General features: G+C 40.8%; 18 protein-coding genes. 10 read left to right on the forward strand and 8 right to left on the reverse strand.

Translation table 11 applies throughout. From position 1 onward, the window contains the following. Positions 1 to 37: 37 nt before the first annotated feature. On the reverse strand, positions 38 to 667 hold the full coding sequence (gene rlmE / locus ACSSVW_RS08445; RefSeq protein ID WP_036967218.1) for a 23S rRNA (uridine(2552)-2'-O)-methyltransferase RlmE: 630 nt from the start codon (positions 665 to 667) through the stop codon (positions 38 to 40). A gap of 89 nt (positions 668 to 756) precedes the next feature. Here rlmE and yhbY point away from each other — a divergent pair, with 89 nt between their 5' ends. After that, positions 757 to 1,053, forward strand: a complete 297-nt coding sequence (gene yhbY / locus ACSSVW_RS08450; protein ID WP_036967216.1) for a ribosome assembly RNA-binding protein YhbY — start codon at positions 757 to 759, stop codon at positions 1,051 to 1,053. Positions 1,054 to 1,121: 68 nt separating this feature from the next. On the opposite strand, the gene ACSSVW_RS08455 is transcribed toward yhbY, so the two are convergent. Continuing rightward, positions 1,122 to 2,282 (reverse strand): serine hydrolase domain-containing protein, encoded by a 1,161-nt coding sequence (locus ACSSVW_RS08455; protein ID WP_036967213.1) that lies wholly within the window; start codon positions 2,280 to 2,282, stop codon positions 1,122 to 1,124. A 115-nt stretch (positions 2,283 to 2,397) separates the two neighbouring features. On the opposite strand from ACSSVW_RS08455, the gene ACSSVW_RS08460 reads away from it, so the two are divergent. The 6 genes from ACSSVW_RS08460 (at position 2,398) to ACSSVW_RS08485 (ending at position 8,329) form a co-directional block, all read left to right on the forward strand. Beyond that, the gene (locus ACSSVW_RS08460; RefSeq protein WP_454179149.1) at positions 2,398 to 3,201 is read left to right on the forward strand and encodes a hypothetical protein; all 804 of its coding nucleotides are present in this window, start codon (positions 2,398 to 2,400) and stop codon (positions 3,199 to 3,201) included. Positions 3,202 to 3,391: 190 nt separating this feature from the next. After that, positions 3,392 to 4,240: a MipA/OmpV family protein gene (locus ACSSVW_RS08465; protein ID WP_075593715.1), complete on the forward strand. Its 849-nt coding sequence runs from the start codon at positions 3,392 to 3,394 to the stop codon at positions 4,238 to 4,240. Then, positions 4,230 to 4,616 carry a DUF3019 domain-containing protein gene (locus ACSSVW_RS08470; protein ID WP_036967206.1) on the forward strand — a complete coding sequence of 129 codons (387 nt, stop codon included), beginning with the start codon at positions 4,230 to 4,232 and terminating at the stop codon, positions 4,614 to 4,616. The genes ACSSVW_RS08465 and ACSSVW_RS08470 overlap by 11 nt, the downstream gene beginning before the upstream one ends. Positions 4,617 to 4,795: 179 nt before the next feature. Continuing rightward, entirely contained in the window at positions 4,796 to 5,503 is a 708-nt protein-coding gene (locus ACSSVW_RS08475) for a response regulator transcription factor (RefSeq protein WP_036967204.1), read from the forward strand. 10 nt (positions 5,504 to 5,513) lie between these two features. Then, on the forward strand, positions 5,514 to 6,803 hold the full coding sequence (locus ACSSVW_RS08480) for an ATP-binding protein (protein WP_065978103.1): 1,290 nt from the start codon (positions 5,514 to 5,516) through the stop codon (positions 6,801 to 6,803). 173 nt (positions 6,804 to 6,976) lie between these two features. Further along, positions 6,977 to 8,329: a sodium-dependent transporter gene (locus ACSSVW_RS08485; protein WP_273008557.1), complete on the forward strand. Its 1,353-nt coding sequence runs from the start codon at positions 6,977 to 6,979 to the stop codon at positions 8,327 to 8,329. 23 nt (positions 8,330 to 8,352) lie between these two features. On the opposite strand, the gene ACSSVW_RS08490 is transcribed toward ACSSVW_RS08485, so the two are convergent. Both ACSSVW_RS08490 and ACSSVW_RS08495 read right to left on the reverse strand, forming a co-directional pair. Beyond that, positions 8,353 to 8,790, reverse strand: coding sequence for a GNAT family N-acetyltransferase (locus ACSSVW_RS08490; RefSeq protein WP_454179150.1), 438 nt, complete (start codon positions 8,788 to 8,790; stop codon positions 8,353 to 8,355). A 64-nt stretch (positions 8,791 to 8,854) separates the two neighbouring features. Next, positions 8,855 to 9,598 (reverse strand): sporulation protein, encoded by a 744-nt coding sequence (locus tag ACSSVW_RS08495; protein ID WP_065978106.1) that lies wholly within the window; start codon positions 9,596 to 9,598, stop codon positions 8,855 to 8,857. 224 nt (positions 9,599 to 9,822) lie between these two features. On the opposite strand from ACSSVW_RS08495, the gene ACSSVW_RS08500 reads away from it, so the two are divergent. The 3 genes from ACSSVW_RS08500 (at position 9,823) to ACSSVW_RS08510 (ending at position 12,316) form a co-directional block, all read left to right on the forward strand. Next, positions 9,823 to 11,394, forward strand: a complete 1,572-nt coding sequence (locus ACSSVW_RS08500) for a cation:proton antiporter family protein (RefSeq protein ID WP_036967189.1) — start codon at positions 9,823 to 9,825, stop codon at positions 11,392 to 11,394. Between the two features lie 284 nt (positions 11,395 to 11,678). Further along, entirely contained in the window at positions 11,679 to 11,960 is a 282-nt protein-coding gene (locus ACSSVW_RS08505; protein ID WP_036967185.1) for a hypothetical protein, read from the forward strand. A 140-nt stretch (positions 11,961 to 12,100) separates the two neighbouring features. Beyond that, a complete protein-coding gene (locus ACSSVW_RS08510) occupies positions 12,101 to 12,316 on the forward strand; it encodes a DUF3820 family protein (protein WP_065978107.1) in 216 nt (71 codons plus the stop codon). Between the two features lie 314 nt (positions 12,317 to 12,630). On the opposite strand, the gene ACSSVW_RS08515 is transcribed toward ACSSVW_RS08510, so the two are convergent. Genes ACSSVW_RS08515 through ACSSVW_RS08530 form a run of 4 tightly spaced genes read right to left on the reverse strand, consistent with a single transcriptional unit; the run spans position 12,631 to position 15,852 of the window. Then, a complete protein-coding gene (locus ACSSVW_RS08515) occupies positions 12,631 to 13,887 on the reverse strand; it encodes an ATP-binding protein (protein ID WP_074989703.1) in 1,257 nt (418 codons plus the stop codon). Positions 13,888 to 13,893: 6 nt separating this feature from the next. Then, positions 13,894 to 14,586 (reverse strand): response regulator, encoded by a 693-nt coding sequence (locus ACSSVW_RS08520; protein WP_036967170.1) that lies wholly within the window; start codon positions 14,584 to 14,586, stop codon positions 13,894 to 13,896. A 14-nt stretch (positions 14,587 to 14,600) separates the two neighbouring features. Next, positions 14,601 to 14,987: a DUF3019 domain-containing protein gene (locus tag ACSSVW_RS08525; RefSeq protein WP_421418546.1), complete on the reverse strand. Its 387-nt coding sequence runs from the start codon at positions 14,985 to 14,987 to the stop codon at positions 14,601 to 14,603. A gap of 1 nt (position 14,988) precedes the next feature. Further along, a complete protein-coding gene (locus ACSSVW_RS08530; protein WP_421418547.1) occupies positions 14,989 to 15,852 on the reverse strand; it encodes a MipA/OmpV family protein in 864 nt (287 codons plus the stop codon). Positions 15,853 to 15,884 lie beyond the last annotated feature (32 nt).

Below are 15,884 nucleotides of genomic sequence, written 5' to 3' on the forward strand. Positions count from 1 at the left end.
AATTAATTTAAATTCAACTTAACGCAGCACAACTGTACTACAGTTTGTAGCCTGTCGCCACTATATAAACTTCCCGAGAACGGGCACGCGAAGCATCGGGCTTTCTAATTTTTACCGCCTTAAAGCTATTACGTACGTCCTGTAAGTATTGATCAAATCCTTCTCCTTGGAATACTTTGACACAAAAAGCGCCATTTTTCTTCAAAACTTGATGACACATGTCGAGCGCAAGTTCGACAAGATACATACTACCAGCTTGATCAACTGATGTATTGCCACTCATATTCGGTGCCATATCAGAAAAAACGACATCAACATTTTTACCGTCAATACGTGTTAATAGTGCATCAAGCACAGCTTCTTCACGGAAGTCACCTTGCAAAAAATCAACACCGGCTAAAGAATCCATCGGTAAGATATCACAGGCAATAACCTGCCCTTTATCACCTACTTTTTCGGCTAAATACTGAGACCAGCTACCAGGTGCGGCCCCTAAGTCAACCACTGTCATAGCCGGTTTAATTAATTTATCTTTATTTTGAATTTCGTCTAATTTGAATACCGCACGAGAACGCCAACCTTTCTTTTGCGCTTCGTGAACATAAGGATCGTCGAAATGTTCCTTCAACCAACGCTTAGAACTGGCTGAATGTTTTTTGTTTGCCATAAAATTAATACGTAACTAATTAGTAATATTCTCTAGATGGCGTTAGAATACCCTTAATTCAAGCCATATTCAGCAAAATTTGTAACATCATGAAATTATCGAACAAACAAAAGCAGTTTTTAAAAGGTCAAGCACACAGTTTAAAACCGGTTGTATTACTTGGTGCAAACGGTTTAACAGAAGGCGTTTTAGTTGAAATCGAAAGCGCACTTAATATTCACGAGCTTATCAAAGTAAAAGTACCTACCGACGAGCGTGAGACTAAAGCATTGATTTTTGATGCAATTGTTCGCGAGACCGGCGCAGAAAAATTACAAACAATTGGTCATACAATTGTGCTTTATCGCCAAAGCGAAGAGAAAAAAATTCAGCTTCCTCGCGGCTAATATTGCAACAAAGTCATGCAATAAACTAAAAGCCAGCTCTGCGCTGGCTTTTTTGTAACTAAATTTTATTACTTAAGCGTTTTATCCTCTCTAACGAACTTAAGCGTCCGATTTATAAATTCGGTGGTTAATTCGTTGATCAATCCTGTCTCGGCATTGAGTACTAAGCTAAAACCAATATTTAAATAAGGAAACACCACTAAATCACTTCGGTAACCTTGCACCCAGCCACTATGATAATAAAGTACTTCATCATCATAGTTGTATACCCGCCATCCAAGCCCGTAATATGCATCTTTAACATGACTGCGCCACACTCTTCGACGCGTCTCTTTTTTGGTGTGTGTATACGGTCGGGTTTGTTTGATTAGTGCATCTAAAGGCAATACTTCGGGGTATTGACCTAGCTGCGCGTTAAGCCAAATAGCCATATCGTTTGCGCTGGCATTAACCCCTGCGGCAGCTGCAACCTTGTAGTAATTTTTCTTTAACCGAGATGTATACCACCGTTTTCGGCCACGAACATGAGGGTGAGCAAAATTATCGTCTCGGACCATGCCATCATAACCCACACTCGCATCGACCATTTTAAGGGGGGCAAAGATATATTCAGAAATCCAATGCGTGTAGTCCATTTGAGTCGACTTTAAAATCACCGAGTCAATTAAGCTAAACATCACATTTTGATAACCGTAACATTCACCCGGCTTACATATTGGTTGCACGCTCAGCAGTTGCTCGACGATATCAGGGTAACTCATTCGCGATTCAATCAGATTATCATACGCATTCGGCACTAAGCCGCTTGAATGACTTAAAATATGGTAAATTTTTAAATCATCTTTATAAACGGTATTGGAAAACTCAGGAATAAACTTACTCAGAGGATCATCGATATTAAACTCCCCCTGCGCAGCAAGTTTTGAGGTTAATGACCCTGCAAAAGTTTTTGATACGGATGCCAAACGAAAACGCGTGTGTTTATCAACCTTTCGGCCATTGTCTATTTTTGTGCGGCCTATCCCCCGCACAAAATCATCTTCTCCGACTTTGACAATTGAAAGCGCTCCACCTGGAATACCTTTACTTCTTAATTTTCGAGATAAGTACGTATTGTAATCGTCTAAAAATGTCTGCCATTGTGAACCGCTGCCTGCAGCCTGACTGCTAAAAGAGAGCAGTAAAAGAAATGAAAATAGACAAATGATAATAGGTGCTGAGTACTTCATTATTTATTTTTTTAATCTGTTTCGGAAGTTTCTCATAACATAATATCATGAACTTTTGCTTCGACTAACGTACAATGCGTACAATCTTAACTTTTTCATGGGTAGACTTATTTTTATGCGCTTACTTGTCGTTTTGCTTTTTACTTTAATTTCAGCCGGTTGTGCCCTAAGACCAGAACCAGCTCCGTTGTTAGTAATGCCAGAAAAGCCATTGCTACAAAGCCAACGTTATCAAATAAAGTATGAAACAGACCATGCAGCACCTAAAGTTAAGTCTGTACAGTTACCGGCTCATACTGTCAGTAAAAATCAAACAGTGACGATTGTTGCCGACAAAACGAGCGTGACAGATACGCTATATTCACAAATTTCTGAATCGTTAGTGGCAAAACAATTAAAGGTTGTTGATGAAGGTCAAGCGGATTACACGCTCTCAATCCATCAATTAGATTTAGAGTTAATTGCTGACACTGAGTACACACTCGTAAAACCACAAAAACCATTTCCTTTATTCGATGATATCGCGGCTCAGTTCCCAACTAAGCAGTGTGCAACAATGCTTGGACAAGTGAGTATGCGTTTAACACATAAAAAAACCGGTGATGTAGTTTGGTTTGCAAAATCGTCTATCGATAGCGCAAGCTTTCACCGCGAGCCACTTATTTACAGCTTTGAACAGCAGCAAATGATTAAAAATGAACTCGAAGTTGCCAGTTTCATTCATGAGCAAAATACTGAGCAAGCTCGTATTGAGCGCATTAACAAAAACATTGAGATACCTGCTTATCAAACCATTTCACGTATGACAGCTCTAACGAAAGAACAAGGCCCGTGTAATCGTACAGAGATAAGCGCGCTGACACCGATGATGCAATACTACCTCACCAGTATTTTAATCGACAAAATTAAAGTCCAGTGAGTCATCTATAAACGCTCACACTGTTAATGTGGCTGCTTTTCTTACCTACTACCCTCAAGGAAAGCAGCGTTTAATTTAAGCCACACTTTTTAACACACCTGATTACACCCCTACATTTTTTTACAGATTTCGGGAACTCATTAACAATATACTATATCCTAGTACGAGCTTATTTTTATTAGTAACAAGGATGACAAACTTGCGAGCCTGCAGCGCCCTTTTATTTATCTACTTATGCATTTTTAGCACGTCGAGCCAAGCAAGTAATCGTTATTATGCCGACAATACACTCGAACCAAGCCAAGGTTTTGCCTGGGATTGGGGAATTGGTGCTGGGTATTATGTTGAAGATTCATACCTTGTTGGCATGGACTCCTATAATGATGGATTTGAGCCCGATATCCATCTTGCTGTCTCTTACGAGAAATTTTACCTCGATTACGACCAAAGCCAATTAAGTGGTGGCCTTTCTCTTGGCTACAGCATTATAGATAAATTTGAGTGGGGTCTTGATATTGTCGGGACGAATGTTCAATCAGGGTTTGACGAAACAGGTTTAACGTTTTACGGCGACGATGTTATCGCGGAACTTGAGGGAATAAAACGCCGTAATTATGATTTTGATGTTGGTCTTCGCCTGTCCCGCCGCTTTGAAAATTCACACATTTCTTTTGAATATTTACACGATGTATCTGGCACTCATAATGGCTGGGTAATGAATTCATTTTTTAGTCAGATCATTCCATGGCGAAACTGGGAATTTCGTTCAGGTGTTGGCCTGAGTGCCTACTCAAGTGACTTTACCAATTACTATTTTGGGATTTCGCAGCCCGAATCACGCGCTGACAGACCTCTGTATATCCCAGATACATCATACAGTCTCATTTTTGAGTTTCATGCGGAATACCCGCTTAATCAGCACTGGGTCTTTTTAACGGGTTGGTTATCAACTTGGTTTTCAAATGACATTCATCAAAGCCCTATTATATCGCAAGAGTATCAGCATAAAGCCAAGGTAGGCCTGCGCTATGTTTTTTAAATACTACTTTTTGTTCGCCTTACCCATTGCACCCGTCAATGCACAAGAACAGACAGCCGATAGTAATACTCTTGTTGCAATACCTGATACCTGTGTGGCACTGCGTGAAGGACGAAATTGTTACGCTGATGTTGAGGTTTCTTGGCGACAGCAGCAAATAGGAAACTACTGTTTACGTAATTCCGACAGCAAACATATTATTCAATGCTGGCTTATGCAGCACAAAGGGCTGTTTAGGTATGAGTTTGACTCTACAGAAACGGTCGGATTTGAGTTGATTAATAGTGATAATGGAAAAATTGTCGCCTCTACTGAAATACAGTTACAGTGGGTATATAAAAACCGTCAGAAAAAACGTCGTTGGCGACTATTCTAATACCATTCCGCTTAATTAAGTGGGTCTATTTTGAGGCAATAAAACCGCGTTGATAACAAGGCAAAAATTTAGTTATTTAGTTGTTCTAAATCAGAAATTTTTAACGCAGGTAGCGACTGGTTTGATCACTCAAAATGATTAAGTATTTTGCGGATTGGTATAACTATTAGGAGTAGATAATGGAGCATTACGGAACAATTTTACTCGTTGAAGATGATATTTCTTTGGCGAATTGGGTAGCCGAATACTTAACAGAGCAAGGTTACAATACCACACTTTGCCAGCGTGGCGATCTCGTTGTTGAACAAGTTCGCACCTCACCGCCCGACCTCGTATTACTGGATATTATGCTACCGGGGCAAGATGGCATCAGCGTTTGTCGCGACTTAAGGCAGTTTTATCATGCCCCCATTATTATGCTGACCGCCCGAGATGATGAAATGGATGAGGTTATTGGTCTAGAAGTGGGTGCCAGTGATTACATGATGAAACCAGTGCGTCCTCGAGCATTACTCGCCCGTATTAAAGCGGCTCTTCGTTCTCAGTCTGACAAACAAGACTCAGCCACTGAATCGAGTATTATTACAGTAGGCAAGTTAGCGATTCATACCGATTCTCGCACGGTTTACTTTAATGATGAAGAAGTTCATATATCAAGTGCCGAATATTTATTACTGCACTACCTTGCGAGTAATGCCGGCCAAGTTGTCTCAAGAGACGCCGTTTTCAAAGCAACAAAAGGTCGAGAATACGACGGTTTGGACCGTAGTGTTGATGTGCTTATTTCATCATTGCGGAAAAAATTCAGTGATGATCCTCAACATCCCGAAAAAATAAAAACAATTTGGGGACGAGGTTATCTACTGGTCGCCACGGCTTGGCAATAGATTTAAACCTGTGAAAAAGTTTTATATTTCTCTTCTTGGCAGCGCACTTATCTCAATTATTGTATTGGGCTGGCTAATTGACGCCTTTAGTCAGCAAACTCATACGCCACAGGATGAGTTTTATAACCAAACACAAATGATTAAAGGCTTTGCTAAACAACTGGCTGCTATGGCCCCGACCGAGCGTGAACGGGCGATAAAACAGTTAAACAGCGACTTTAATGTGCAACTTGAATATAGACCAACCCAATCTCTCGCACTGCCTCATTCATTACTGCAGCAAATAACCCAACCTAACGGCTTAATTCTTGAAGATCAACAAGGTTACTATTTACTGTACAGTGAAGCCTCTCTTGGAGCACATCATCTAAAAATGCGCCTTGGTAAAGACCCTATACACGACCAAGGCAACGACGTGTTACTTACGCTTTTATTTTATGCTGGTTTGTGTGTTTTTATGGGCTTTATTATTACCCCTCTCGCAAAACGCTTAACAGTATTAAATGAAGCGGCAAAACGATTTGCTAAAGGAGACTTAAGCAGCCGTATTCATGTGTCTCATTTCACGTATATACGAGATGTTGAGCTGACATTTAACCGAATGGCGAGCCAAATTGAGAAGCTATTAGACGAAAATAAATTAATGGCGTCGAGCTTGTCTCATGATATCCGCACGCCTATTGCCTGTTTACGATTTGGTTTAGAAGCCGCACAAGACTGTCCAAATGAAGAAAAACGTCTTGAGTATTTAGCACGCATGGAACAAGACCTTGATCAAATGGAGTCTATGCTAAAAAGTTATCTCGCATTTGCAACGTTAGAACAAAAAGCGAACCAGTTAACTTTTAATGAATCAGATTTGCACAGTTACTTACTGACTGTAATCCATCAAGTAGAGCCAAAGTTAGAGCAACGCGCTTTACATTTAGAACATGATATTAAGACAGGATATATTTGCGCTGATCTTCATTGGTTAGCTCGCGCAATTGTAAATTTATTAAGTAATGCATGCGATTTCGCACACTCAGACATCCTCATTACAGCGCACTGCTCACCAGAGCTCGTGGTGATAAACGTAGAAGATGACGGACCAGGGGTCAATGAGCAAAACTGGCATAAAGTATTTAGTCCCTTTTTCCAAGAACAAACTCACCGTAACCGTGATGGAGAAAGTTACGGGCTTGGCCTTGCAATCGCAGCCAAAGTCGCAGATTGGCACCACGGAACCATCAGTGTATCTAAGAGCAAAAAGCTCGGTGGCGCTTGCTTTACACTTTCAATTCAGAATAAAAGCCCCTAAAAATGTTTCAATTGTGTTAATTCTTTCGTATTGTTACGCCCAATAGATTGAAATCTACGCTGACACGACACACGGTAAGACATAGAGCAAAATTGCCCGTCATTAACCCTTTTTATTTAGCGTTAATTCAAGTAGATTGTCAGCGCCGTCACAAATAGAGAAGTAAAAATAATATGAGCGCATCACGCGGGGAGTTCAGCTCTCGCTTTGGATTTATTATGGCAGCTGCAGGCTCTGCGGTTGGCCTAGGAAACATTTGGGGTTTTCCCACTCAAACAGCAAGTAATGGCGGTGCCGCATTTTTAGTTGCTTATTTAATTTTAGCATTTTGTTTAGCCTATCCGGCGTTAATGGCAGAGCTTGTCATAGGACGTCATGGTCAAGCAAATGCGGTTAGCGCTTTGCGTAAGGTAACCAATCAAGCGTGGCAAAAGAAGTTTGCGTTTTTAGTTGGGTTTGGGGGCATTATCTGTGCAGGCTTAATCCTCAGTTTTTATGCCATTGTTGCCGGATGGATGTTAAGCGCAACACTTGAACCCATTGCTCAATTAACAGGGCAAGAGCAAGCCCAGACCTGGCTAAGTGAGCAGTCACTCTCAAGAAACATCATTTTTACCGCCGCGTTTATTATTTTAACGATTGCTATTATTTCAAAAGGTGTCGAAAACGGGATTGAAAAATGGTCAAAGCGCTTAATGCCTGCGTTACTGGGTATTCTGTTTATGTTAATCATTTACGTAATGACACAAGAAGGTGCTGTTGAAGGTCTTAAAGCTTATTTAGTCCCTGATTTTTCGTCTATTTTGAACCCTGAGTTGTTAGTCAACGCGCTAGGACAAGCCTTCTTTTCACTGTCTTTAGGCACCAGCGTAATGATCATTTACGGCTCGTATATAAGTAAAAAAGAAAACCTCGTTTCACTTGGCGCCTATGTCACGTTGATTGATGTATTTATTGCGTTTGTCGCGGGTTTATTAATTATTCCAGCCATGTATGTTGCGCAAGCGCAAGGTGTGCAAATTTTCTCAGCTGAGGGCACCCTGCTTTCTGAAGATACATTGGTATTCCAAGTGTTACCGGCCCTATTCACGAGCATGGGCTATGTGGGTATTTTTGTCGGCTTCGCCTTTTTTGCACTAATGAGTATTGCGGCATTAACATCGTCAATCTCGATGCTTGAGGCGCCTGTATCATACGCTGTTGAACGTTTTGCACTGAAACGTCTGCAAGCAACGTGGTTAATAGGCGGGTTAATTGCGCTCGTCAGTTTTACTATTGTGTTTAACCTTGGCTCATTATTTGGCTTTGTGATCACACTGACCACAAAAATAGCGCAACCACTGCTTGGCTTAATGTGCTGTATTTTTGTTGGCTGGATTTGGCATCGCAGTGCGTTACTAAAAGAGATTCAACAGGGCTGCCCAGAAGCCGGCAATAGCTTTTTTTGGAAAGTATGGCCTTGGTATATCAAGTTTGTATGCCCCATTGCCATCGCACTCGTGTTTGCAAACTCACTGTTAAGTTAACAAATTTTGCAGTAGCCCTGTGGCTACTGCAAACACATATCTTGGTGTGGTATTCCATCTTCGAGGTAATCTTCACCCACACACTTAAAACCAAACTGTTGGTAAAAATCGACTAAATAGCATTGCGCGCCAATTGTAATAGCTCGCTCAGGCCAATGTTGCTGGCAAGTATCAATGGCCGTTTGCACTAACTGTTTTGCCAGACCTTGACCGCGAAAATCAGCAGTCACTAACACCCGCCCAAATGCACTCAATTCAGTACTTTTTGGGTAACAACGAGCATAAGCCGCAAGCCTATTGTCCTTAAATAAACACAAGTGCAACGTTTCTTGATGGTTATCAATATCGTCTATTTCAGGGTATGGACAGGTTTGCTCTACCACAAATACATCCACTCTGGCGCGAAGTATACTCAATAACTCATCTTTGCTTAACGCACCATAAGTCTTAATTGAAAACATAACTCTCCCTTTAATAACAAAAAACCCAGCCAAAGCTGGGTTTCTAGGTTTTTAGCTTGGCGTATTATGCGAACAATCGCTCAAGCTGATCACACAATTGCGATAAATTCACATGATCATGTTCAATGGTTAAATCAACATATCCATCGCCTCTAAAGGCACGGTCAAGTTCAATCAACACATGTGTTTTATGGGCTTCAGGCACAAAAGACAATTCGATTTCTTGTAATCCAAATAAACTGCGGCTATTCGGTCTGTATTCTAGTTCTTGATAGCAACCTGAATGTGATTGAAAGGTAGGCGCTCGCAAGTACCCTTTTTCGACATCAGCCTTCACCAAATTAAAACCAAGCTTGTCCATTGCTTGCATTAAGGTGCTTACCGCATCATTCGGATACACATGGAGCGAATCACGGTCTGTTGGGTCAAGTGCCATATCAATATCTAAGCCTGTTTCAATCCAAACATGCGACTGATTATAACCCGCGTTGATCTCTGTCATTGGCGTTTCAGAATGTAAACGCGCCTCGAAAGGAATGTGCTTTTCTTCACCCGCACCAATTGTACCAATCTCGTTAATACGCCACTTTTCTATAATATGATTGGTGAAGTAATCTCCATCATCACTTTGTACCTTCACGCGCGTCATTAACGCTAAGTCTAAGCCCGCGATTTCCTGTTCAACATCCCCGCCTTTAATCACAATGACAGCGTTAAATTTTTGGCCGGGTTGTAAATGTTCTGTCTCTAGTACAGTGTCTACTTTTGCTGCACCAATACCAACTGATGCAAGGATTTTCTTAAACATCTTTTCTCCTTAAGCCAGGTTCTATAACAAATTGGCTTAAATTCCTTCGTTACTGCATCTTAACCACAATTAAAAGCTAATGTCAGCGAAAAAATGTTACTTTTGGCGCATTAATCAATAAATAACGCAAAAGTGTTTATTTTTTAAACTCTTTATATTCGTTAGTGTTTTCCAATATAGAATATTTCGCTACACTCATAACAAATGAAGTCAAAAGAAGAATTATGGAACTTATATACTTTGCTACCGCGTTTGTATGTGGCTTTGCTGTTTATCAGCTAAAGCTTCCTCCCCTTATTGGTTTTTTGTTGGCGGGCTTCGCCCTCAACTTATATGGCTACAAAACAACAGAACTACTCAATACTCTCGCAAGCTTAGGTGTAACACTTCTTCTGTTTAGCATCGGCCTAAAACTGAAAGTCTCTAACTTAATAAAACCCCAAGTGTGGGCACCAGCCTCTATTCACATTGTGCTTAGTAGCACGTTATTCAGTGCTTTTATGCTATTGCTGGGTGCGCTTGCACTGCCCCTTTTTGATCAGCTCACGTGGCAAAGTGCCTTACTCGTTGGCTTTGCATTTAGTTTCTCAAGTACTGTATTTGCAGTTAAAGTACTTGAAGAGCGCGGAGAAATGGCAAGCCTACACGGTAAAATCGCTATCGGTATCTTAGTGATGCAAGATATCTTCGCGGTTATTTTCTTAGCCATTAGTACGGGCAAAGCACCTAATATGTGGGCACTGGCACTATTAATAGGCTTACCTGTTTTACGCCCCCTTATGTTTTGGGTGCTCAACCGTTCAAAACACGGTGAACTATTGCCTTTATTTGGTTTTTTCTTTGCACTCGTACTTGGATATCAAGCATTTGAATTTGCAGGCCTTAAAGGTGATTTAGGCGCGCTTATCATCGGTATGATGTTTGCGTCGCACAAGAAAGCCGGTGAGTTATCAAAATCACTACTTAATTTGAAAGATATTCTTCTTGTCGGGTTTTTCTTAAATATTGGCTTAAATGCAGAACTAACGACCCATGCCGTGTTAGTCGCTATGGTGATTGTATTTGTATTACCTATCAAAGTGGCGCTTTATTATGTACTGACTAATCTCTTTAAACTACGCGCGCGTACCTCACTGTTAAGTGCTTTTAGCCTCTCTAACTACAGTGAGTTTGGGTTAATTGTGTGTGCTGTTGCAGCAAGTAGCAATATGATCACCAGTGAATGGCTTGCTGTAATGGCTATTGCCGTATCTGTTACCTTCATATTGGCGTCTCCTTTAAACAAACGTTCAAACGAAATTTATGTCAAACTAGAAAACTGGCTGCTCAAATTTGAAAGCGATACGCGACTTGCCGAAGAGTTACCAGTAAACCTAAATGACACAAAAATCGTTATTTTTGGCATGGGTCGTATTGGCACTGGTGCGTACGAAACGATTAGTCAAACACACCCTAACCTCGTTGCAGGTATTGATATTAAGCCCGATGTGGTAGAAAAACATATTAAGCGTGGACGACGGGTGCTCATAGCAGATGCGACTGACCCTGATTTTTGGCAACGCGTAAATCATTCTCATGTGGGCATGGTTATGCTTGCAATGCCAAAACATATGCAGAATATTTTTGCCCTTGAACAATTACGTGCCTCGGGTTATCAAGGCCAAGTTACTGCTATTGCTAACTACCCAGATCAGCAAAAAGAACTAGAAGATATGGGCGTAGATTCAACCTATAACTTCTATTTAGAAGCCGGTAGTGGCTTTGCTGAACATGTAAAACAAAAACTTTTTTCTTGATGTAAAAAATAATTCTCAGCACCTAATTATGGTACTGAGAATTATTTTCATTATATTCATAGACTTGCTTAGACATAAAAATTAACCCCATACCTGACGTACCTGCCCTAGGTCATTCTTATTTACAAAGCTTTACATGCAAATTAGCAATCATTGTCAAAAAAGGAGTAAACTGGGCTTAGATACTACGCTAAGTATCTATTTTTAACACAAAAAAAGTTTATCAGTCTGCTTGCGTACGTCATGATTTATGCACTACTGTTAGACTGTTTAAGGTTGTTTAAATGAAAAATAAGTTTACCAGAGAATCTTTAGCAAACACGGATGATGCACATTCCGGGAAACTTGTAGATATTCAACAGCAGCTTGATGAGTTACAACAAAATGGCATGACAGCGATGGATATTAGAACTGTGCTATTCAACAAGATGCTCGATGTTTATCAAGTTCCGCGTGATCATTTTCTTCGTGACAGTGAAACACCTGAGCGAATTGACGACCCGACTATCGTAACGAGGCTCAAGCAGCTTGGGTTTTCGAAAAAGAGTCGCCAACAACTACATTAGCATTCAGTATTATTTTGCAGTAGTCATTCCGAGGGCCTACCTCCCTCACTAAATAGGCTGTTTCTTGCCCGTCACAGCCTATTTTCTCTTTCCTATTTGCCGTATCATTCATAATAAATATAAGTCCAATTGAGACAGTAATGGATACAGCCCAATTAAAGCTCGCGATAAATACAAAAATGCCGTTTGGAAAGTACGCTGGTCGCCCCCTCTTATTGCTACCTGAACCCTATCTTGTATGGTTTAAACAGCAAGGATTTCCAGACACACAACTTGGCGCGCAACTAGCAATGATGTACGAAGTAAAACTCAATGGTTTAGAGAAAATGCTGATGCCATTATTGGATGAAAAATAATTTCAATTTTCGTGAACTTTTACTTTTGCACGTAGTCTATTACTTTGCTACTTGTTTATTTTTGGTTTTAACCACAGAAAAAGCGCCTAAGGCGCTTTTTTTATGTCTGCTAATGAGTGACTACACGTTAGCTTAACGAAGAGAGTTATGCTGACGTAAAAAACCGTGTAATAATGAAGGTAATACTTTATGATTGAGGTGCCTTGGCAATTGCTCCTGCACTGTTCGACTTCCTACACATGCAGTCGCCAACCAGAAGTTTTTAACACAACTGACGTCAAGCGTTAGGTTTAGTCACTCAAAATGATGACCTATTAATGCACAGTAGTATAGTCTAGCTTATAGAGGCGAATAATAAATTTTGCCCCACCCAGCTCAGAATTACCCAGTTCTGATTGCCCTTGATGCCAGCTTACAATTTTTGCCACGATAGCAAGACCTAAACCAAATCCACCGGTTTTTTTATCTCGACTCTTATCTAAACGTGTAAATGGCTTAAATACACTCTGCCACTCACTTGGGGCAATACCTGGGCCATCATCTTCAACATTGAGCTGTATATAATCAGGAAATTCTTGCAAACTCACTTGAATTTTATGGGCTGCATACTTTTGAGCATTCCCCAGTAAATTTTGAATGCAGCGTGCCATAAAGTGCTCATCACATTCGTAGTAGAGCTCTGCTGGCGCATTCAATTGCACATCAATGTCGGTGGCAAACTCTAGTTTATTCACAACACTATTAATCAATGCCGTTAAATCACAAGGGCGACGCGTTAAACTTGGCTGATGGGAATCAAGGCGGGCATATTCAAGCATTTCTGACACTAAGGCTTCAAGCTCAGCAATGTCTGCTTGCATGTTATCGATGTAATCGAATGACTTTTCATTTTCTATTTGCTCTTCAAGCATAGCAACCGCAAATTTTAACCGTGCTAAAGGCGTTCTAAACTCATGAGAAACTGATGAAGTAAGCTCTTGTTGGGCTGCGAGCAAATATTGGATGCGTTCTTGCATCGCGCTTAAGGTATCGGTGATTGGTAAGAAAAATGATTTAGACGCATCATGAAGTTCAAAATCTTGTGCGCCACCGACCGCCTCACAAGCAAGTGTCAGCTTATTGAAGTCGCGCCACAGTAAGAAACTCCATAAGCCTACAGGCACACCAATCACGGTTAATAATAGAAAGTAAGGCCAAACCGAGCTAAAACTTGGATTGGACACTGAAAAAGGACCCACATGCAACAACTGCTTATCATTCAGTGCTATGTACCAAATGACTTCTTGCTGGTGGTTAAAAAGATAAAGGTGTTTATCAGCGTTTAACTTGGCGTTTAATTCTTCAGGTAGAGCGACATCATTACGGTTAATGCGTTCGCTATTAAACGCTTGCTGTAATTTTTCTAGTCCCTCTTCTGTTTGACTTAAGAGCCAGAGAGATTTCCCAAACTCTTGGTCGAGGGCGATGTGTTGTTGAGTATCTTCATAGGGCCAAAGTTGCTCAATGACCCCACTAACCAGAAACAAAGAAACTATTATATAAAGGTATAAGCTTGCAAACAGTTTCCCCATTAATACTTACATTTCCCATGCATCAGATACGAACAAATAACCTTGTCCCCACACCGTTTTAATACGATAAGGCTTATCACTGTTATCACCCAGCTTTTTACGGATCCGTGATACACGTACGTCAACTGTACGGTCTAAACCATCGTACTGACGACCAATCATATGTTGATGAACATGCTCACGACTTAGCACCTCACCTGCATTTGACGCTAATAACCAAAGCAATTCAAATTCATGAGACGTAAGTGTAATTTCATTACCTTTGAGTGTAACAATGCGACTGGTTTTATCAATGCTTAAATCGCCAAAGGTAATTTCTTCAGGGGTTTTGTTTGTCGCTTGGCCACGGCGAAGTAATGCATTAATTCGTGCAAGTAAAACACGCGGCTCAGCCGGCTTAATGACGTAGTCATCAGCACCAAGCTCAAGACCAATAACTTGGTCAAAGTCTTCACCTTTTGCAGTCAGCATTAAAATCGGTAGGCTATATTTATCCCGTACCTGACGGCATACACTAAAGCCATCTTTACCGGGTAACATAACGTCTAGAATCATTAAATCTACCGGGTTGTTTTCAAGGTAATCAAACACTTCATCGCCGCGTTCAAGGACCGCAACATCCAACCCGTTATGCTGAAGATAGTCCCGTGTTAACTGTTGTAAACCGAGATCATCTTCAACAAGTAAAATCTTTGCCATTGGTTGCTCCTGAATTAAAATAAGCTCCACGGTGAGCGTAATCTGCGTCTCGTTGTTTTTGCTTCAGTGCTTTGCACTTCAACTTTAGCTGTTGCAATTTTACTCCCCGTGTGCGGATTGATTAAGGAGTATATTGTTTCAACCTGAACACGCGCTTTATGATGTAACTGCGCTTTTCGAGTGTTCTTCCAGCATTGAATTTGCTGATTATTTTGGTACAAACACACATCTTCAGGCTGCGCCACTTGCCAACTTATTTTTAACTGAAGATCGCAAAAATCATGCTGCTGTAATACAACACACACTTTAGGTGAGATAGCTAAGTGAGTCGCTTGTGCGTGACTCGGGAACCCCCAAATAACAGCAACAAACACACACATACTTAAAACAAAATACTTCATATTAAAAAATATGATTGAATCCTATAAAAGCAGTCATTGAATACGTGTGTTCAAAAAGCGGACTGTCATCCACGGCTGAGTAGTCGTAATATGCTAAATGAAAACGAAGAGAGTTGGTCTCACTCAGAGGCCAACGGGCGTCGATTTTAGCATAAGGTTGCCAGCTACTGCCAACACCAATTACCCCATTTGAAGACTCTTCGGCAGATAAACCATAAAAATAATCATTTAGTTTGGCTGATTTGTACCAAATGCCCACGCTCGGCATTATTTCAAGGTCATCGACTTGATAGTGTGCTTGCCATTGTAATGCACTTCGCATTCCTTGGTAGACCCCAGATACATCAGCTAAAGCTTGTAAAGATAAAATATGGTTATCGCGTACGTAGTGGTAGCTTACGCCCGCATCAAGTGCCCAACGACGTTTACGTACATCGTCAATTGTCGCCCTTTTCTCAACGAGTTCGTCACTGGTCGTTGATTCAACCATGAAGCTATTTGATGTTTGCAGTGCAAACACATTACTTGGATGAAAATCAATAAAAAAGCGAGTTTCAGGATTAAACTCGGTCACAAAATTAACAACGTGTGAAGCACTTTCATGAAAAGAATAACCGAGGCGGCCATTATCAAAAAACCACTTTTCGCTGTAATAGGCTATTTCAGGTAGCACTACTAAGGGTAAATTTTTACCACCATGTAGCGGGTTCGTCATGACACCAATACCCGCATTAACACTTACGTGCCAGCGATTAATATCGATTTCTTGACTAGCCACACGGCTTTCACGTTCAGTGCGTGTTGATTCATCGGCATAGACTTTACTTGAAAGCAAAAGCAGCACAGAAAAAACGATTACGCACATCCTGATCGTCTGAGACTTCATTATTATTGTTA

It is taken from the genome of Pseudoalteromonas sp. MBR-15 (assembly GCF_053628915.1).